At 35.1% G+C, this 18,774-nt stretch carries 20 protein-coding genes; 15 read left to right on the top strand and 5 right to left on the bottom strand.

The window, feature by feature from the left end:
- Positions 1 to 33: 33 nt before the first annotated feature.
- Positions 34 to 510, top strand: a complete 477-nt coding sequence (locus ABH961_RS15355; RefSeq protein WP_116443069.1) for a DinB family protein — start codon at positions 34 to 36, stop codon at positions 508 to 510.
- Between the two features lie 218 nt (positions 511 to 728).
- A complete protein-coding gene (locus tag ABH961_RS15360; RefSeq protein ID WP_098078045.1) occupies positions 729 to 1,766 on the top strand; it encodes a DUF4003 domain-containing protein in 1,038 nt (345 codons plus the stop codon).
- An 84-nt stretch (positions 1,767 to 1,850) separates the two neighbouring features.
- On the opposite strand, the gene ABH961_RS15365 is transcribed toward ABH961_RS15360, so the two are convergent.
- Positions 1,851 to 2,615, bottom strand: coding sequence for a DUF817 domain-containing protein (locus tag ABH961_RS15365; protein WP_048543841.1), 765 nt, complete (start codon positions 2,613 to 2,615; stop codon positions 1,851 to 1,853).
- A gap of 275 nt (positions 2,616 to 2,890) precedes the next feature.
- On the opposite strand from ABH961_RS15365, the gene ABH961_RS15370 reads away from it, so the two are divergent.
- The 5 genes from ABH961_RS15370 to ABH961_RS15390 all read left to right on the top strand — a co-directional run bounded on the left by ABH961_RS15370 (position 2,891) and on the right by ABH961_RS15390 (position 6,968).
- Entirely contained in the window at positions 2,891 to 3,925 is a 1,035-nt protein-coding gene (locus tag ABH961_RS15370; protein ID WP_048543839.1) for a FecCD family ABC transporter permease, read from the top strand.
- On the top strand, positions 3,926 to 4,942 hold the full coding sequence (locus tag ABH961_RS15375; RefSeq protein ID WP_097889787.1) for a FecCD family ABC transporter permease: 1,017 nt from the start codon (positions 3,926 to 3,928) through the stop codon (positions 4,940 to 4,942).
- Positions 4,943 to 4,963: 21 nt separating this feature from the next.
- A complete protein-coding gene (locus tag ABH961_RS15380) occupies positions 4,964 to 5,872 on the top strand; it encodes an iron-hydroxamate ABC transporter substrate-binding protein (RefSeq protein WP_404519605.1) in 909 nt (302 codons plus the stop codon).
- A 217-nt stretch (positions 5,873 to 6,089) separates the two neighbouring features.
- Complete coding sequence (locus ABH961_RS15385; RefSeq protein WP_098848087.1) at positions 6,090 to 6,641, top strand: GNAT family N-acetyltransferase; 552 nt, start codon at positions 6,090 to 6,092, stop codon at positions 6,639 to 6,641.
- Positions 6,642 to 6,740: 99 nt separating this feature from the next.
- Positions 6,741 to 6,968, top strand: coding sequence for a hypothetical protein (locus ABH961_RS15390; protein ID WP_098078055.1), 228 nt, complete (start codon positions 6,741 to 6,743; stop codon positions 6,966 to 6,968).
- A gap of 72 nt (positions 6,969 to 7,040) precedes the next feature.
- Here the strand turns inward: ABH961_RS15390 and ABH961_RS15395 are convergent, their stop codons facing one another.
- Positions 7,041 to 8,366, bottom strand: coding sequence for an ArsB/NhaD family transporter (locus ABH961_RS15395; protein WP_048543830.1), 1,326 nt, complete (start codon positions 8,364 to 8,366; stop codon positions 7,041 to 7,043).
- A 262-nt stretch (positions 8,367 to 8,628) separates the two neighbouring features.
- On the opposite strand from ABH961_RS15395, the gene ABH961_RS15400 reads away from it, so the two are divergent.
- Both ABH961_RS15400 and bshB2 read left to right on the top strand, forming a co-directional pair.
- Entirely contained in the window at positions 8,629 to 8,979 is a 351-nt protein-coding gene (locus ABH961_RS15400) for a YojF family protein (protein WP_000407039.1), read from the top strand.
- A gap of 15 nt (positions 8,980 to 8,994) precedes the next feature.
- Positions 8,995 to 9,657, top strand: a complete 663-nt coding sequence (gene bshB2, locus ABH961_RS15405) for a bacillithiol biosynthesis deacetylase BshB2 (RefSeq protein WP_048543828.1) — start codon at positions 8,995 to 8,997, stop codon at positions 9,655 to 9,657.
- A 262-nt stretch (positions 9,658 to 9,919) separates the two neighbouring features.
- On the opposite strand, the gene ABH961_RS15410 is transcribed toward bshB2, so the two are convergent.
- Together ABH961_RS15410 and ABH961_RS15415 are read right to left on the bottom strand one after the other, a co-directional pair.
- Positions 9,920 to 10,348: a cytidine deaminase gene (locus ABH961_RS15410; RefSeq protein ID WP_098078063.1), complete on the bottom strand. Its 429-nt coding sequence runs from the start codon at positions 10,346 to 10,348 to the stop codon at positions 9,920 to 9,922.
- A 105-nt stretch (positions 10,349 to 10,453) separates the two neighbouring features.
- Positions 10,454 to 11,005, bottom strand: coding sequence for a DUF5823 family protein (locus ABH961_RS15415; RefSeq protein WP_048543823.1), 552 nt, complete (start codon positions 11,003 to 11,005; stop codon positions 10,454 to 10,456).
- 363 nt (positions 11,006 to 11,368) lie between these two features.
- Here ABH961_RS15415 and ABH961_RS15420 point away from each other — a divergent pair, with 363 nt between their 5' ends.
- Together ABH961_RS15420 and ABH961_RS15425 are read left to right on the top strand one after the other, a co-directional pair.
- Positions 11,369 to 12,568 carry a multidrug effflux MFS transporter gene (locus tag ABH961_RS15420; protein ID WP_098642904.1) on the top strand — a complete coding sequence of 400 codons (1,200 nt, stop codon included), beginning with the start codon at positions 11,369 to 11,371 and terminating at the stop codon, positions 12,566 to 12,568.
- A gap of 578 nt (positions 12,569 to 13,146) precedes the next feature.
- A complete protein-coding gene (locus ABH961_RS15425) occupies positions 13,147 to 14,538 on the top strand; it encodes an amino acid permease (RefSeq protein ID WP_060487822.1) in 1,392 nt (463 codons plus the stop codon).
- Between the two features lie 48 nt (positions 14,539 to 14,586).
- On the opposite strand, the gene ABH961_RS15430 is transcribed toward ABH961_RS15425, so the two are convergent.
- Complete coding sequence (locus ABH961_RS15430; RefSeq protein WP_097889791.1) at positions 14,587 to 15,606, bottom strand: zinc-binding alcohol dehydrogenase family protein; 1,020 nt, start codon at positions 15,604 to 15,606, stop codon at positions 14,587 to 14,589.
- 310 nt (positions 15,607 to 15,916) lie between these two features.
- Between ABH961_RS15430 and ABH961_RS15435 the strand changes: the two genes are divergently transcribed.
- The 4 genes from ABH961_RS15435 to aiiA all read left to right on the top strand — a co-directional run bounded on the left by ABH961_RS15435 (position 15,917) and on the right by aiiA (position 18,741).
- Complete coding sequence (locus tag ABH961_RS15435; RefSeq protein ID WP_001102638.1) at positions 15,917 to 16,246, top strand: PadR family transcriptional regulator; 330 nt, start codon at positions 15,917 to 15,919, stop codon at positions 16,244 to 16,246.
- Positions 16,233 to 16,796 (top strand): HAAS signaling domain-containing protein, encoded by a 564-nt coding sequence (locus ABH961_RS15440; RefSeq protein WP_060487820.1) that lies wholly within the window; start codon positions 16,233 to 16,235, stop codon positions 16,794 to 16,796. The genes ABH961_RS15435 and ABH961_RS15440 overlap by 14 nt, the downstream gene beginning before the upstream one ends.
- Complete coding sequence (locus ABH961_RS15445) at positions 16,786 to 17,652, top strand: DUF4097 family beta strand repeat-containing protein (protein WP_098156166.1); 867 nt, start codon at positions 16,786 to 16,788, stop codon at positions 17,650 to 17,652. Before ABH961_RS15440 ends, ABH961_RS15445 begins: the two co-directional genes overlap by 11 nt.
- Positions 17,653 to 17,988: 336 nt before the next feature.
- The gene (gene aiiA, locus ABH961_RS15450; RefSeq protein ID WP_048543810.1) at positions 17,989 to 18,741 is read left to right on the top strand and encodes a quorum-quenching N-acyl homoserine lactonase AiiA; all 753 of its coding nucleotides are present in this window, start codon (positions 17,989 to 17,991) and stop codon (positions 18,739 to 18,741) included.
- Positions 18,742 to 18,774 lie beyond the last annotated feature (33 nt).

Here is an 18,774-nt window from a genome sequence, read left to right on the forward strand (position 1 = left end):
AGTTGAACATTTTTAGTTCATAATAAATGGTACATGAAGAAGGAGAACGATCAAATGAATAGACTAGTTGGCTTAAAACAATTTGAAATAACGCGCGGGGCATTACTTAAATTTATGGAGACGCTAGACGATAAAACTGTGGATACGCAGCCAGAAGGTTTTAACAATACAATTCGTTGGCATATCGGTCATGTATTAACGGCAGCAGAAGTTTTCATGTTTGGAAAAGAATTCAAACAATTACCAACTGAATATCCAGGTATGTTTGGGTATGGATCAAGACCGTCTAAATGGAAAACAGAAGGACCATCGTTAGAAGTGTTAACGGCTCAATTAAAAGAACAAGCGAAACGTATTAACGAAATTCCAGCAGAAGCATTTGAAAATAAACTGCCAGAGCCATTCCTAGGATTGGAAACGGTAGGGGAGCTTTACGGTATGATGCTTTATCATGAAGCTGATCATATTGGACAAATGAAGGCGATGGAACGTATTATTAAAGCTCTTTAGTTGTAATTGCATGTAAAAAACGAAATTACACCTGTATTGTGAAATAATATAACGACAAAAAGGATAGATAATTTATTATCTATCCTTTTTGTCGTTGAGCTTAAAGGGGCATAAGCAATTGCAATCTTGATACTGATAAAATAGGAATAGTTATTATATTTGTTTTACATAATAGAAAAATATTGAAGATAATACAGAATTAAGGTTGCGAAACCTGCATGAAATATAAGTATAATAAAAGAGAAGAACTAGAAATAGGGGTGAATACTATGATTACATTAGAACAAAAGTTGGAGCAATACACACATACGTATACACAGTTAAAGCGAGAACTAAAATGGAAAACGAGTGATTCTCGAACAGGTATGATGATTGCTGCTATGTATACAGGTAGTGATAAATTGTTTAATCTCGGACGTTTTTTAGAGATTAGTAGTTATATTAAAAATCAAGTAGGGATGTTTTCATACTTAAAGTCTTATCATCGCTTTGTGGTGGCCGCAACTTTAGATATTCACTTTACAGATTACAAGAAGGCTTTTCGAAAGTTTTTAGATTTATATGAACAATTGGTTGCTGGTGGTTTTAGTCGGAGTATATTTACTTATCTCGCAGCATCTGTGCTTTTAACAGAAGAAAATGAACAGCATGGCACGCACATTCAGCGTTCGATGCAAGTATATAAACGTATGAAAGAGGATCACCTTTTTCTTACAAGTACAAATGATTACCCACTTGCAGTTTTACTAGCAGGACAATCAGAGAATGTAGAAACACTTATGGACCGAGTGGAACGTCTGTATCAGAAACTAGCGAAAGCTGGTTTGCGTAAAGGGAATGATCTTCAGTTTTTAAGTCATATCCTTTCACTAAAGAAGGATGTTCGTGAAGAAATGTTAGTTGCAACATGTACAAACATATGGAACTCGTTAAAAAAAGAAAAGGTAAAAGTGAAACAGATGCATTACCCAGCCATAGGGCTACTAGCGTTACTTGAGGATGGAGAAAAAGAGATTCATTCTATTAAAGCGCTGATTGAAAAATTACAGGGGGAGAAATTATTCCGTTGGCATACAGACGCGAATATTCTTATTGCTATTCAACTGTTCGTAAGTCAGAAAGGTGAGGAAAGTAAAGCTACTAACACAGGTTTACAAACAATGATAGAGGTCCTCATACAAGCACAACAAGCAGCTATGATGGCAACGATTGCCGCTTCATCTGCAGCAACATCTTCTGCTAGTAGTAGCTCATAATGTGTAACTCCTTTAATAAGGAAGGTAGAAAAGCCCATCACTCTCTAATGAGTGATGGGCTAACTATTTTTTACATAATCAGCATTATTTTTTCGACTCCTTCAAATGTTTGAGTTGTGTAACAATCATAATGCTAATAACAACGAGTAAAAACCATGAGCTAATTTTACTTAAGTGAACGAGATTCCACGCTTCCCGCTGATTTGGATATTGCCATGCTCCGAAAAATGTTGCGATGTTTTCCGCAATCCAAATGAAGAACCCGATAAGGAAAAATGAAAGAACGAGTGGCATTTTATATGTAACGCCTCGTAATGAAAATTCCACAAATGTCCGAAAGAAAACGATGAATAATAGTAAAGTTAATACCCATCTAAAGTCATATAGAAAATGATGTGTGAAAAAATTGAAGTAAATCATTGCGCCTAGCGGTACGGCAAAAATAGCACTCGGCCAATGGTGCATTTGTAAATGTAATCTTCTCCACGCTTGGCATATGTAACTGGCAACACTTGCATACATAAAACCACTGTAAAGCGGAACTCCAAAAACTTTTGAATATGCTTCTTCCGGATAACTCCATGAACCGAGATGTACTTTATATATTTCTAGTAGAAGGCCGATGAGATGGAAGACAGTAATTACTTTTAGTTCGTCTTTCGTTTCAAGTCCAGTTTTGTACATAATCCACTGCATAAGAAGACATACGATGAGTATGAAATCGTAGCGGTATAGACCTGGGATAGAAATGATTTTTGAAAGGGCTAGTGTTAAGAAAATAACGACTGGGAATAAGCAAGATAATGCTTGCTTGTAAGTGAAGTGTAGTAGTTGTTTTATATAGAACATTGTGTCACCTTCGATGTTTTTGTTGGAAAACTCAAAATAATGACTAAGTATACTACAATTTAAAAAATAAGCCAGTAGTTTATTTTTCATGTATTTGTAAGTTTTAGAAAGGAATTGTAAAAAGTATTTTAATATTTAACAAAGTAAAAAAATAGTTTGCTATTTAAAAAAAGTGGGGATATAATATCTAAATGAAAATGATAATTATTATCAATAATGATTATAAATTAAAAATAATTATAAAAAACAACTGCATATAAAGGATGAAATGAAACATGTTACATAAGTTTGCTGTACATGCTGGCAATAATCGCTGGATACATATTAAGTTCATATGTTTTATGAGCTTAACAATTTTATGTTTAATCGGATCTATATTTTTAGCTATTGCATTCGGTGCAAAGGATATCCATTTGCAAACCGTATGGGCAGCGGTTTTTGATTATAATCCGAAATTAACGCAGCACCAAATTATTTATGAATTAAGGCTCCCAAGGGTAATTGGCGCAGCAGTTGTAGGAGCAGCTTTTGCAGTCGCTGGTGCTGTAATGCAAGGGGTAACACGAAATCCTTTAGCTGATGCAGGTGTGCTTGGTATAAATGCAGGTGCGATGTTTGTAGTAGCACTTAGTTTTGCCTTTTTCCCGCATATGCCGTATTCCTATTTAATGATTGTTTCCTTTATTGGAGCGGTTTTAAGTACAGTACTCATTTTTATTATCGGATCAGCAACATCAGGCGGATTAACACCAATGAGGTTAACGATTGCAGGGGCAGTTATGGCCGCGCTATTGCATTCGTTGAGTTCAGGTATCGCGATTTATTATGACTTAAGTCAAGATTTAGCGTTTTGGTACGCTGGTGGTGTTGCAGGGGTTAAGTGGGAACATTTGAAGTTTTTAGTTCCTATTATTCTTATAACGGTTCTTTTTGCGATAGTGATAGGGCGATCTATTTCACTCATATCAATGGGGGATGACGTCGCTACGAATTTAGGAGTAAAAACGAACCGAACGAGAATACTAGGGATGATTATAGTAGTCATTCTTGCAGGTGTATCTGTTTCAGCTGTTGGTTCTATCGGATTTGTAGGACTCGTTATTCCGCATATTGCTAGAAAATTAGTTGGTGTGAATTATCGACTCATTATTCCTATGTCAGCGTTATTAGGAGCAATGTTATTAGTTTTAGCTGACTTAGGGGCAAGAACAGTAAACCCTCCTAAAGAACTCGCGATAGGAATTATGGTAGCTCTTGTTGGAGTCCCGTTCTTCCTTTATATAGCACGTAAAGTTGGGAGGGAGCTATAAGTGAAGGATCTTTTGAACACAGATAAAAAGAGAGCTATTACTGTAACTACAATTTTTGGTTGTATTAGTATCGCTGTCATTTTAATTAGTTTAAATACAGGGACACTGAGCATAGCGCCACTTAAAGTAATTCAAACACTTTTCGGTTATGGTGATTTTGAGAGCGCAACAGTGCTATACGATTATCGTATGCCAAGAATTATAATCACCATGTTAGCTGGTATTGGCCTTGGGATTTCCGGTGCGATTTTACAAGGATTATCACGTAATGCACTTGCAGACCCTGGTATTTTAGGATTACATGCAGGTGCATCTTTCGGGCTAATTATATTTGTTACTTTCTTTCATTCTATTAATGAGAATGCATCGATTTTAATACCGTTATTTACATTTGGTGGGGGAATACTAGCTGCATTTTTAATTATTATACTTGCGAGTGATCGATCAAAAGGTTTACTTCCTATTAGACTTATTCTCGTTGGTATTGCTGTTTCAGCTGGATTTAGTGCAATTTCGTTATTTTTCTCTCTCAAGTTAAATGATGAGACATATACATTCGCTTCTAGATGGTTAGTTGGTAACGTGTGGGGAAGGGATTGGATTCATGTCCTTGCATTATTACCTTGGATTTTCATACTAACCCCGTATGCATGGCTAAAATCTAAAACGTTAAATGCATTGTCACTAGGTGATAGTGTGGCAGCAGGACTTGGTGTTTCTGTTCAAAAAGAACGGTTACTCCTTTTAGCTACAGCGGTTGGATTATCTTGCGCGAGTGTATCGATGGCAGGAGGGATTGGTTTTATCGGTTTAGTTGCTCCGCATATTGCAAGAAAGTTAGTAGGTACTACGTATCAACATTTCCTTCCACTAGCTGGCATTATCGGAATGATTGTTTTAGTACTAGCAGATACGATAGGTCGTTCTATATTCGAGCCAAATTCTATTCCAGCTGGTGTAGTAGTGGCAGCTTTAGGAGCACCTTATTTTCTTTATTTACTTACAAAAACAAAATAAATACTTCAAAGAGGAGAACATATGAAAAAGAAACTTACTATTTTATTTAGCGTGATGTGTATTTTAGTATTAGCAGCATGTGGCCAAACGAAATCTAATGAAGAGGCAACGAAAAAAACTGAAAAAAGTAATGATCCGAAAATCGCTTCTATGTCCATTCACTTAACGAATAATTTACTGGCATTAGGAATTACACCTGTAGGTTCTGTTATTGGAGGAGATTTAAAAGATTTCTTACCGCATGCAAAAGAGCAGTTGAAAGATACGAAGAAACTTGGTGTTGTAACAGACCCGAATATGGAAGCGTTACTTCAATTGAAGCCAACTGACATTTATGTGGATGAAAAATACGCGGGCAAAGATGTAGCGAAATACGAAAAAATTGCAAAAACACATTCTTTCAATTTAGATGAAGGTACGTGGAGAGATCAGTTAAAACAAGTTGGTAAACTTGTAAACCGTGAGAAAGAAGCGGATACATATATTCAAGATTACGAAGAGCAATCAAAACGAGTAAAAAGTTTAATAGATAAAGAATTAGGTAATAACGAAAAAATAATGGCAATTCGTGTTACTGCAAAAGAATTACGTGTATTTAGTACGAAAAGACCGATGGGACCAATTTTGTTCCAAGACTTAGGATTACAACCTGCAAACGGTGTAGAGAAAATTGATGGAAACCGTCCTTTCGAAGTCATTTCACAAGAAGTATTACCTGACTTTGATGCAGATGCGATTTTCGTTGTTGTAAATAGAGACGATAAGGCAAAAGCTGCATTTAAACAACTTCAAGAAACACCAATTTGGAAAGACTTAAAAGCTGTTAAAGGAAAGCATGTATACATTATTAATGACCAGCCATGGCTTGACTATTCTGCTTTAGGTAACAAAATGGCAATGGATGAAGCAGAGAAAATGTTTACGAAATAATATCGATTCGTCGTTAGGAAGATCCTCTAAATTTTGAGGGTCTTTTATTATTGTTAGAATAAATGAAAAATTATACAATGAATGTAATTTAATGCAGAGGAGATGTGCCAATGTCAGCGCTTATTGTAAGTATCCCATTTAAAAAACAGTTTATGGAATAAGGGGATAAATAGGTTGAAATAAGTATCCCCGTTATTTAATAAAGGGGGAGTTTGAAATGACAATGAATCTTTTTCGAAATAAAACGATTAAATTATCAGCTATGAGAGAAGCAGACGCTGAAGTAATGGCTATGTGGCAAGAAGATAGTGAGTATTTAAGAAACGTAGATACAGATGTAGCATTCCCGCAATCAATACAAGAAATAGCGAGTGATGGGCTATTAAAGGGACGAAGATCGAATAGTGTTTCTTTTATGGTAAGGACAGTTCAAGATGATCGCTTAATTGGTTTTGTCGCAATTCATGGCATAGAGTGGAATAACAGAACGGGTTTATTGGCAATTGGTATAGGAGATGCAAATGATAGAGGGAAGGGATATGGAAGAGAAGTGATCCATCTTATCTTAAAATATGCTTTCTATGAATTGAATTTGCACCGCGTCGGTCTGGATGTTATTTCTTATAATAAAGCTGCTATTGAGTTGTATAAAAAGATGGGTTTTCAGTTAGAAGGTTGTATGAGAGAAGCAGTTCAAAGAGATGGGAAGTGTTTTGATCGTATCATTATGGGGATATTGTGGGATGAATGGATGGAGATGCAAGACTAAAAAGTACATTCGAAATTATATATGTAGTATGCAGGAGATATAATGATAATTGGCGAAAATTTACAGTGTACTGATTGAATTTATAAGGAGTTATGCAAAATGAATTTAGAAAAAGCAAAACCAGTAAATGAAGAGGTCGCTGAATTAAAGGAACTAATTAAAGAATTACATGGAAGTGTACATCAACTTCAAAGTGAAGTGCAGCAAATAAGGCACGAAAGACCGGTTGTTGAAGTACGAAAAGGTGTTCAATTATCACCAACAATCGTCGGACAAATTGGCGGTATGATATTAGGTGGGTTAGCAATTATCGGTATATTTTGGTGATGAAAAAAAGGTTTGAAGCATAGTGCTGCAAACCTTTTTTATTTGACGATATAATTTCATGCAATACAACTTTTACATTAAATAACGTAAATAAATGTAAGCATGTGATAACAATAGCGCAATGATTGTTAACGGTAAACCAATTTTTAAGAAGTCCATATAAGAGAAAGCATGTCCTTCACGTTTTGCAATACCAGCAACGACTACGTTTGCGGATGCTCCGATTAATGTTCCGTTTCCTCCTAAGCAAGCCCCAAGTGATAACGCCCACCATAGTACTTCGATTTGCGGAGAGTCGACAGATAGTCCGAGTCCTGTAGCTAAATCTTGAATAAGCGGAATCATCGTTGCGACAAAGGGGATATTGTCAATTGTCGCAGATGCGATGCCTGATACCCATAAAATAAGTATCGCAGCGAAACCGATATCACCATTCGTTACGTCGAGTACTTCTTTTGCGAGTGAAGAAATAAGCCCGATATCAATTAACCCGCCAACGAGAACGAATAATCCAGCGAAGAAGAAAATGGTTACCCATTCAACGTGGGCAAATACATCTTCAATATCATGTTCTTTTACTCCGATTAGCATAAGAAGTGTAGCGCCTGTCATCGCGATAACCGCAGCGTCTACATGAATAATCGAATGAAGTACAAAGCCTAAAATAGTTAGTCCTAAAATTGAAATGGATTTTAAAAGGAGGCTTTGATCTTTAATATAATCTTTTTCGTTCAATGCCATTAATATTTTAATTTGCTCAGTTGTTGTTTTTAGTTTGTTACGATACATGAAGTAAATAATGCCAAGTGTCACGATAGAAATAATGATTACGATTGGAGCTAAGTTAAGTAAAAAGGCATTAAAGTCTAAATGCTTGTTTGCTGAACCAATCATAATGTTCGGTGGGTCACCGATTAATGTTGCTGTTCCACCTATATTTGAAAATAGTACTTCTGAAATCAAATAAGGAACAGGGTTTACTTTTAAAATACGTGTAATGGACAGTGTAACAGGAACGATTAGTAGAACGGTCGTTACGTTGTCCAAAAAGGCAGAACCGACAGCAGTTAATAGGGATAGTAATAATAAAATGCGGATTGGTTTTCCACCAGCTGCCTTCGCTGCTTTAATGGCCACAAATTCAAATACGCCTGATTGACTCGTAATATGTACGAGAATCATCATCCCAATTAAAAGGGTAATCGTTTCCCATTGAATATGTGATGTGAAAGCAGTATGTAAATCTACAACTCCAAAAATAATCATAATAGCAGCGCCGAATAGTGCGATTACAGCACGATTCAATTTCTCAGAAATAATAAATCCGTACGTGATTAAAAATACGGCAATTGCAAAATAATATTGCCAATTTGCTACTTCATGTGCTGATTGTTCCAATCATGTCACCTTCTTTAAAGTATGTATTCAATTGTCAAAATGTAACTCCCTGCATAAATACGGGATAAAATATATTGTAGCAAATTCAAAAAAGAAAGAAAACTATTTAACAAAGTGAAGGAAAAAATATATTTTTTACATATCATATAAAAAATATAAAAAACACAGTGCAAATTATTAGGAAAAGTGGGCGTTGTCCTCTAATATAGAGATAGCAATTTACATTATTTTTGCGTAAAATGGTTTAAAGAGGTGAATTCCGATGGAAATAGTAAAAGATAGTTCTCTTATTCAAAATGAAATTGAACGTTTTGTAAATAAAGATGTATATATTCATTTAGAAACAACGAACGGAGCGTATGCGTCACACTTTAACGAAAAGATGATGACGGTTGGTGCATTCATTCGAAATGCAATTATTCGCTTTGAACGCGGGAAGATTACTGGCACGAATCCATACCGAGTTGGTTTAAAAATGGATCATGGCTGGGTATATGCAGAAGGTATTACGCACTGGGAAGTAGACGATAAAGAGCGTTTATTACTTGCAGGGCATGATAACCAAGGTCGCTTAGCAGTTGCACTTGAGTTAAGCTTAACGCCATTTAAGTAAGAAGGAGGGAAACTTATGGAGAGACATGTACTTGTTGTATTTCCGCATCCAGATGACGAAGCATTTGCTGCGGGAGGAACAATTCGCTTATTAACAGATCAAGGAGTACCTGTAACGTATGCATGTGGTACTTTAGGACAAATGGGACGTAACATGGGGAAGAACGTATTCGCTAACCGTGAAACGATTCCAAATATCCGTGAAAAAGAATTAAAAGATGCATGTGAAGCGATGGGAATTCAAGATTTAAGAATGCTTGGTTTCCATGATAAAACGTTAGAATTTGAAGATGTTGATTTCGTTGCAGATAAAATTGAAGCAATCATTCAAGAAGTAAATCCATCTCGAATTATTACATTTTATCCAGAGCACGGCGTACATCCAGATCATGATGCATTTGGCCGCGCTGTCGTTCGCGCTGTATCGCGTATGCCAAAAGAAGAACGTCCAGCCATTCATGCAGTTGCGATTACGAGAAATCGTGAAGCTGTATTAGGTGAGCCGGATGTTGTAAATAATATTAGTGAAGTGTTCGAGCATAAATTAGCTGCACTAGGTGCGCATCGTTCACAAACAGAAGCGATGTTAGAAGAAACACACGTAAAAATCAAAAACAAAGATGCAGCAACATTAAAATGGCTGCAACTGGAACAATTTTGGACTTATAAATGGGAGTAGGCTAGAAGGGAACCTTCTAGTAGCTCTTACATAGAAAAAGCACCGTCATTTGTGACGGTGCTTTTTTAGTGAATAACTTTTAATTTCCGCTATTTGCGAGCAGATTTCACTTTATCCCGCATTAACGGGCAGTAAGCCTACCACCTGGAAATTCAGAAAAAGCAAAGAAGGTAGGTGGAGGCGGACTGCCCGTAAAAGCCCGATTGGTGAGGGCTGATAATCAGTGGGGATGAACAAAACCCACACTGATTAAAGTTTCACTTTATCTCGTACTCCATTCTTTTACGAATTCATCATGATATACTTCGCTCCAATGGTATGGCTGCAATTCTTTTAACGGTTTGAAAATGATATCTTGTTTAGGATTTGTAATGGCGCATAGTACTTCTGGTCCCCAATAAAATAAACGTTCTTGGCATACACCACAAGGTGATAACACTTTTAATTCAGAATGCTCATTTTCCCTTGCAAGACAAATAGAATGTGTAACTTTCTTATGAAATTTATGTGCTTCTAAAATTGCACCTGTTTCCATACAAAGTTCTGTTGAAGCGTTTATTACGTCAGGGGCCACACTTGTATAAATGGATCCATCTTCTACACGAATTGCTGCAGCTCCGCCCCAACCGTGTGGGTATCTTTGGTCAATTAAACTTTTCACTGCATCATATAATTGTTGTTCAATGCTCAATTGTATTTCCTCATTTCTGCTTAAATTTCGATTCAATGACTGTTATTTTTTTAGTTAAACGGCTAAAAAGAATAGACACTCAATTTCAAACTATAAATGCAAGAATTACTCTTCATCTGCATACTTTTCCTCTAAAGAAATTAATACAGCAATGAATCCGAGTACTACAATAATTAAAGTGGCTATAAAAGATTTAGAAAGAGAAAAAGAACCTGCAATGAAAGGTGATAAAAACTTGAATGAAAGTATACTAGCTAGTAAGGACACTACTAAAATGGTAAAAAGAGCTACATTTTTATTACTAATAGATGATTGTAAAAAGTCTTTAATAAAGCCAATAGAGACAAATATAGTTAGTATGATAAGGGAAATAAAATAATGTGTTACATTTGTCATACTAATAGTAGGATCGTCTATTATGTAGGCAAGTAACTTAGATATTAACATACCACCAAATAATAGAATGATAAAAGCGAGTAACTCTGTTGACATATAAGTGCTAAAATTGACTTTCTTTTTAAAGAGCTTATAGCTTAGTGTAGCCTGGATTATTTGCATGATAAAAAGAGCGATAATCCACACATAATAAACAATTGGTAATTCTCCTGAGAATAGAGAGATTAGGAAATTTATTACTGTCCTTAAAATTTCAATCATTACGAAAGGCCTCCTGTTTGCAAGCTTTACGACACTAAAAATGCTAGTCTATCGCTTTAAAATTAGAACTGTTAATTCAAACTATTTCTAATTATTCCATAAAAAGGTGGTAGCTTCAAGTTATCTTTTTAACAAAGATTCCAAGGCTCAACACTAGAAAAAGAAACGCAATATGTAATATAATTGAAAAAGTATATATTAAAATTAATGTTAATATTACCCTCCTATAAGTATTAACATACGTAATTGAGGTGTTTTCTTTGTTGTTTTATGATCGAATTTCTATAATGGCCCCTCCTGTTCCGTAGCTAAGGAAAGTCTTTTTATTTCTGAGATTTTCAAAGTTATAGGAGGGTATGAAAAATGAAAAAAGTCTCAGTACCATCACTTTTGTTAATGATCATTCTTGTCGCATTTCCGCAAATTAGTGAAACGATTTACACACCGTCTTTACCTGATATTTCAAAGGCGTTACATGTAAGTAATAATGAGGTACAGTTAACACTTAGTGTGTATTTTGCTGGATTTGCTTTAGGTGTATTTTTTATTGGATGGTTATCAGATATAATTGGCCGTCGCCCGGCAATGTTATTTGGAATTGTCGTATATGGCGTTGGGAGTTTCTTATGCTTTATTGCAAATTCCATTGAAGTTTTATTGCTAAGTCGTTTTATTCAAGCGTTTGGAGCAAGTGCTGGCTCTGTTGTTACACAAACGATTTTACGTGAAAGTGTAGAAGGGCATAAGAGGCATGTTATGTTTGCTCAAATCTCGGCAGTCATTGCTTTTACACCAGCGATAGGGCCGTTAATTGGTGGTTTTCTTGATCAAATGTTTGGATTTAAAATCGTATTTTTAAGTTTAGTAGTTATGAGTGTCGGAATTTTGCTGTATACGTTTGTTTCCCTTCCGGAAACAAAAACGGACTCAGTAACGAATAAAATAAATGTGTTTTCTGTTTTTAAACGGTTGATTACAAATCCGAAAGTAGTAACATATGGGTTATTAATTGGAGGAACGAATGGTGTTTTATTTAGCTATTATGCAGAAGCGCCGTTTATCTTTATTGAATACTTTCAGTTATCGCCTAGTATGTATGGATTTCTAGGAATTGTTGTTGCGTCTGCTTCTATTGTTGGAGCGAAACTTTCAAAACGTCTACTTACTACTTATAAACCAGAGAAAATTATATATATCGGTTGTCTCGTAATGACAGGAGGAGCTATCCTTTTATCTGTAATTACGTTTGTTGGATCAAGTGCGAATGTAATATATATGATTGTATTTTTAATAGCGATGTTTATATTGCTATTAGGAATTGGAGTAGCATTACCTAACTGTTTAAGTTTAGCTTTAGTAGATTTTCAAGATGTCATTGGTACAGCAGGTGCATTGTTTAGCTTAGGGTACTATGTAATTGTAACGATGACAATTTTGGGAATGAGTCAGCTGCATACGGGCTCGTTACTCGTGATGCCACTTTATTTTCTAGCTATAGTAGTTATCATGATGGTGTTTACTAAAGTGTTTATTTTAGGTAAACAAACTTCAAAAACGATTTAAATATGAAATGGTAAAAGGGTCTCATTAAAAATGAGACCCTTTTATATTGTATCCCGCTGTTTTGAGGCAATAAGATTCCTGCCTCAAAATTGGGCTGGACTAAAGAAATCAGTAGTTTATTAATATATTAAATTTCTGGTTAGTATATGAATCGGACGTGTGGGAAATTACGTTATCAACTATAAAGATTGAAGTACATGAGATGTGAAACCTAGGAAGAAATACTCTCCTCGGTTATTTATACTGTAATAATATTCATGCCGGAATCATATTGAATAGATGTATTTTATTGTTAATTTAGTTAAAAATTAATCAGACTTATGTATAATAATTTATCGAAAAAATAATTGAACTTTTCAGATAAATGAATTAATATAAGGTAAGTAATTTTAAGATTTATAGAATATTGGAAGATGAAAGGTTTTGAGAATTTTGTAAGAGGCAAAAAACGATTTTAGGATAGCTTTAAAGCTAGTGTAAAATGACGTTTGCTTCATCATTTTCAGGGCCGAAAGGAATTAGGGGAAAGCATCTTGTTTTAAAATGCGGCTATGAATCATCTAAGAGGGGGAAGTGAAGTGGCAAACAAGGAATTGAAAAGGGGCTTAGAAGCACGTCATATTCAAATGATCGCTTTAGGCGGAACGATTGGTGTTGGTTTGTTTATGGGGTCGGCCAGCACGATTAAATGGACAGGTCCGTCAGTAATGCTTGCTTATGCAATTGCAGGTATTTTTATCTTCTTCATTATGCGTGCGATGGGTGAAATGTTGTATATGGAGCCGAGTACAGGTTCATTTGCGACGTTCGGTCATAAGTATATTCATCCGCTAGCTGGCTATATGACAGCGTGGAGTAACTGGTTCCAGTGGGTTATCGTTGGGATGTCAGAAATTATTGCGGTTGGAGCATATATGAAATATTGGTTCCCGGAATTACCAGCTTGGATACCAGGCGTAATCGCAATGGTTATTCTTGGCGCAGCTAACTTAATTTCTGTTAAGTCATTTGGTGAATTTGAATTTTGGTTTGCGATGATTAAAATCGTTACGATTCTATTAATGATTATTGCGGGATTTGGACTTATTTTCTTTGGAATTGGTAACGGTGGAGAAGCGATTGGCATATCTAATCTTTGGTCAAATGGCGGTTTCTTTACAGGTGGTTTTTCAGGATTCTTCTTTGCATTATCACTTGTAGTTGGTGCATACCAAGGTGTGGAATTAATTGGTATTACTGCTGGTGAAGCGAAAAACCCGAAGAAGACACTTACAAGAGCGATTCAAAGTACAATTTGGCGTATTTTAATTTTCTATATTGGTGCTATTTTCGTTATTGTAACTGTATATCCGTGGGATCAATTAAGTACAATTGGTAGTCCGTTCGTAGCAACTTTTGCGAAGGTTGGTATTACGGCAGCAGCTGGACTTATTAACTTCGTTGTTATTACAGCGGCAATGTCGGGTTGTAATAGTGGTATTTATAGTGCGGGCCGTATGCTTTATACGTTAGGTGTAAATGGACAAGCGCCGAAATATTTCACGAAACTTTCTGGAAATGGTGTACCTTTATTCGGTACAGTTGGCGTAATTATCGGTTTAGCGGTTGGTGTTGTTTTAAGTTATATCGCACCGAAAAACTTATTCGTATATGTATATAGTGCGAGCGTACTTCCTGGTATGGTACCATGGTTCGTCATTTTAATTAGTCAAATTAATTTTAGAAAAGAAAAGGGAGCAGAGATGAAAGATCATCCGTTCAAAATGCCATTTGCTCCTGTTACAAACTATTTGACAATTGCCTTTTTAATTATGGTATTAATCGGAATGTGGTTTAACGATGATACACGTATTTCATTAGTTGTAGGTATTGTTTTCTTAGCTATCGTCACAATTAGTTTCTATGCTTTCGGAATAGGGAAACGACCTCCGTTAGATGTTCAAAATGATCAAGAGATTTCAAGTAAATAAAGAAAGTAAAAAATCCGATTTCTCATATGGAAATCGGATTTTTTACTATTAAAATTTCTCTAAAACGATTTTCCCAATGGTACTTCCGCTTTCAAGCAGAGCATGTGCTTTCTTTACGTTTTCAGCGTTAATTGGTGAAAGTGTTTCATTTAATGTAGTCTTTAAAATACCTTCATCTAATAGTTCGCTTACTTTATTTAATAGTTCGTGCTGCGTAATCATATCGCCAGTTTCATACATTGCTTTTGTGAACATAAACTCCCAAACGAATGTAGCACTTTTACTTTTTAAAATACCCATCTCAAGAGGGTGTTCATTTTCTACGATAGAGCAAATTTTTCCTTGTGGTTTAATGAGGTCACATATTGCTTGCCAATGTTGATCTGTATTGTTTAAGCAGAAAATATAATCTACGTCTTTTAGCCCAAACTCTAATATTTGATCTTGTAAAGGCTGGTGATGGTTAATAATATAATCGGCACCAAATTTTTCAACCCAGTTTATCGTTTCATTACGGGATGCAGTTGTGATTACATTCAGTCCAGCCCATTTTGCAAGTTGGATGGCAATCGAGCCAACACCACCAGCGCCACCAATAATTAAAATGTTTTTGAATGTATTCTCATCTTTCTTATTATAATCAATACCTAAACGTTCAAATAAACCTTCCCAAGCCGTGATAGCTGTTAAAGGAAGTGCTGCAGATTCAGCATCACTTAACGTTTTTGGTTTCTTTCCAACGATTCTTTCGTCAACTAGGTGGTATTCACTATATGTACCTTGTCTCGTAATGCTTCCAGCGTAAAATACTTCGTCGCCTTCTTTAAATAACGTACAACCTTCGCCCGTTTGTACGACGACACCACTAGCATCCCAGCCAAGTATTTTCGCTACATCTTCTTTTTTATCTTTCGGAGAGCGAACTTTTGTATCAACTGGATTAACGGAAATAGCGTTAATTTTAACAAGTATATCTCTTCCTGTAGCAACAGGTCTTTCAACTTCAATATCAATTAAACTGTTTTCTTCTTCAATAGGTAAGTATTCATGTAAACCAATTGCTTTCATTTGTATTCCCTCCATTAAAGTAAGAGTCATTTACTCTTTTATTATAGTAGGTAAAGCGTCATTATGTAAAAAAGTTGAGTTCTTTCCATTTTGTAAAAGAGCTGTTTCAACTTCATTTAGAACTTTGTAACTGGCGAGCAACACCCATCACTCTGATTTTATAAGCGTCGGATGAGAGGTATACTTATTTTTCCAGTGTACCTTGCAATGAACAATACCAAGTGTTATATTATACTTGTAGTTATTCGTTATAAAACAGTACTAAATAATAAACAGTAGTGGATATCAATTAGAATAGGGTGAATGAATATTGAATGTACAATTTAAAAAAGGAGTTTTAGAACTTTGTGTTCTTGTCTTACTGGATAAGCAAGACCGTTATGGATATGAATTAGTTCGAAATATTTCCAATCGAATTGAAATATCAGAAGGGTCTGTTTATCCTCTTCTTCGAAGGCTAACTAAGGAAGAATATTTTACAACGTATTTACAGGAGTCTTCAGAAGGCCCTTCAAGAAAGTATTATACACTGACGGATAAAGGTAGAACGTATTTGTATCAACTTTTGGAGGAATGGAATGAGTTTTCACAAGGTGTCAATCAATTAATTAAAGAAGGTGTAGGTAATGACGAAAGATAAATTTTTACAACAATTAAATGTATCTCTAAAAAGGTTATCTGATAAAGAGCGTGCAGATATTTTAAAAGATTATGAAGAACATTTTACTTTCGGATTAGAGGAAGGGAAAAGTGAAGAAGAAATTGCAACTTCATTAGGCTCTCCAGCTCAAATCGCCAAAGAGTTATTAGCAGATTATCATATTGAGAAAGTAACAGCAAGTGCAACAACAGGAAATGTTTTTCGGGCAATTTGGGCAGTAATTGGATTAGGTTTTTTTAATTTGTTAATCGTGCTTGGACCTGCAATTACATTAGCGGCATTAATTTTTTCAGGATGGGTTCTAGGTATCTCATTTTTAGGCGCACCATTACTTGTTTTAGTTGATACTATTATACATCCAAATACATTCTTGCTATTTAATCTTTTTGTTTCTTTAGCACTTTGTGGACTTGGATATTTCATTGTTATTGCTATGTTATTTTTAACGAAGCTAGCAAAGAATGGATTTGTTCGTTATTTAAAGTTCAATATAGCATTAGTAAAAGGTGGTTTGAAGCATGATAAATAAAAAGAGTCTTTCAATCATTGCAGGTATTATTTTCATTATTGGTATTATCGGAAGTTTATTCACTTATCGTTCAATTGCTGCAGTACCAATTTCAGAAGAAAAGGTCGTTAATAATAATAATGTGTCAAGCGTCATTATTGATACAAATAACGTTCGTGTTAATATCAATCCTACAAAAGATAGTAACGTGAAAGTAAAATTAGATGGCGAGGTTAATCCAAACGTAAAAAGAACATTAGCTACGGATGAGGAAGATTCAACGCTTCTCATTTCTTATAAAGAAAAACAACAGAGCTGGTTCAACTTTAATATTTCTGAAGTATTGGCTCCATTAACATTAAATGTGTATCTACCCGAAAAACAATATGATTCATTAAAAGTTTCCAATAATAATGGCTACGTTTCTGCTAAAAAACTAAACGCAACACATTTTAATATCAATACAAGCAATGGACATGTTGAATTAAGAGAAATCAATTCGCCAAAAATTATCGCAGAAGCAAACAATGGAATTATGGATTTCAAAGATGTATTGGCACAAAATATTCATGTGAAATCGAACAACGGACGAATAATGCTAGACCATGTTGAAGGTGAAATAGATGGACAAACTAAAAATGGAAGTCTTACTCTTAAAACGAATGAACTGGATCGAAATCTCAATTTTATGACTCATAACGGGAAAATTAATATTGAAACCGAAAAAGAACCAACTAATGTTCAATTTAATGTTTCTGTCGCCAACGGCAGCGCGAATATCCTGAATAAATATAACGGGAATACGGTTATTGGAAAGGGAGAAAATATAATTAAATTAAACACACATAATGGAAATATTACAGTGAAAAACCAATAGCATATTACCTTTTATAATCTCAGCTCGTCGCACATAAAGAGCGATAATAAATAAAAAAGAACCGACTCCTTTTTTTAACATATAGGTAGTCGGTTCTTTTTTATGTAACCTTCGTTTAAGTGTGTATCCTTTTCGTATTTCAAAATACAAACAGTTGATTTATTACCCTGGATTCTTAGAAAAATAACGAATAATAATTAATAGTGTAAGGAGAATTTGTGAATGACTCAAAAATAATAGCTGAAACAATGAAAAGTGAGAAGGAGTTTATTTCTAGCAAGAGGAATTCTTTACTGTATTGTTTTATTCAAAACTAAATTTAAAGGTGGATACATAATGACAGTAAAGAAGCTTTATTTCGTCCCAGCAGGTCGTTGTATGTTGGATCATTCGTCTGTTAATAGTACATTAACACCAGGAGAATTATTAGACTTACCGGTTTGGTGTTATCTTTTGGAGACTGAAAAAGGACCTATTTTAGTAGATACAGGTATGCCAGAAAGTGCAGTTAATAATGAAGGTCTTTTTAACGGTACATTTGTCGAAGGGAGGGTTTTACCGAAAATGACTGAAGAAGATAGAATCGTGAATATTTTAAAACGGGTTGGTTATGAGCCGAAAGACCTTCTTTATATTATTAGTTCTCACTTGCATTTTGATCATGCAGGAGGAAATGGCGCTTTTATAAATACACCAATCATTGTACAGCGTGCTGAATATGAGGCGGCGCAGCATAGCGAAGAATATTTGAAAGAATGTATATTGCCGAATTTAAACTACAAAATCATTGAAGGTGATTATGAAGTCGTACCAGGAGTTCAATTATTGCATACACCAGGCCATACTCCAGGGCATCAATCGCTATTAATTGAGACAGAAAAATCCGGTCCTGTATTATTAACGATTGATGCATCTTATACGAAAGAAAACTTTGAAGATGAAGTGCCGTTTGCGGGGTTTGATTCGGAATTAGCCTTATCTTCAATTAAACGTTTAAAAGAAGTTGTGATGAACAAGAAGCCGATTGTTTTCTTTGGACATGATATAGAACAGGAAAAGGGATGTAAAGTGTTCCCTGAATATATATAGTGCAAAAAGTCATGAGCTCACTTCACATGTGCT

It is taken from the genome of Bacillus sp. RC251 (assembly GCF_044908765.1).
Lineage (GTDB): Bacteria > Bacillota > Bacilli > Bacillales > Bacillaceae_G > Bacillus_A > Bacillus_A wiedmannii.

Excerpts from the sequence above, each read along its gene's own strand:
- ABH961_RS15390 (WP_098078055.1), top strand. The coding sequence starts at position 6,741 with ATGAATTTAGAAAAAGCAAAACCAGTAAATGAAGAGGTCGCTGAATTA.
- aiiA (WP_048543810.1), top strand. The coding sequence starts at position 17,989 with ATGACAGTAAAGAAGCTTTATTTCGTCCCAGCAGGTCGTTGTATGTTG.
- ABH961_RS15360 (WP_098078045.1), top strand. The coding sequence starts at position 729 with ATGAAATATAAGTATAATAAAAGAGAAGAACTAGAAATAGGGGTGAAT.
- ABH961_RS15415 (WP_048543823.1), bottom strand. The coding sequence starts at position 11,005 with ATGATTGAAATTTTAAGGACAGTAATAAATTTCCTAATCTCTCTATTC.
- ABH961_RS15420 (WP_098642904.1), top strand. The coding sequence starts at position 11,369 with ATGAAAAAAGTCTCAGTACCATCACTTTTGTTAATGATCATTCTTGTC.
- ABH961_RS15440 (WP_060487820.1), top strand. The coding sequence starts at position 16,233 with ATGACGAAAGATAAATTTTTACAACAATTAAATGTATCTCTAAAAAGG.
- ABH961_RS15355 (WP_116443069.1), top strand. The coding sequence starts at position 34 with ATGAAGAAGGAGAACGATCAAATGAATAGACTAGTTGGCTTAAAACAA.
- bshB2 (WP_048543828.1), top strand. The coding sequence starts at position 8,995 with ATGGAGAGACATGTACTTGTTGTATTTCCGCATCCAGATGACGAAGCA.
- ABH961_RS15370 (WP_048543839.1), top strand. The coding sequence starts at position 2,891 with ATGTTACATAAGTTTGCTGTACATGCTGGCAATAATCGCTGGATACAT.
- ABH961_RS15385 (WP_098848087.1), top strand. The coding sequence starts at position 6,090 with ATGACAATGAATCTTTTTCGAAATAAAACGATTAAATTATCAGCTATG.
- ABH961_RS15365 (WP_048543841.1), bottom strand. The coding sequence starts at position 2,615 with ATGTTCTATATAAAACAACTACTACACTTCACTTACAAGCAAGCATTA.
- ABH961_RS15445 (WP_098156166.1), top strand. The coding sequence starts at position 16,786 with ATGATAAATAAAAAGAGTCTTTCAATCATTGCAGGTATTATTTTCATT.
- ABH961_RS15400 (WP_000407039.1), top strand. The coding sequence starts at position 8,629 with ATGGAAATAGTAAAAGATAGTTCTCTTATTCAAAATGAAATTGAACGT.
- ABH961_RS15430 (WP_097889791.1), bottom strand. The coding sequence starts at position 15,606 with ATGAAAGCAATTGGTTTACATGAATACTTACCTATTGAAGAAGAAAAC.
- ABH961_RS15380 (WP_404519605.1), top strand. The coding sequence starts at position 4,964 with ATGAAAAAGAAACTTACTATTTTATTTAGCGTGATGTGTATTTTAGTA.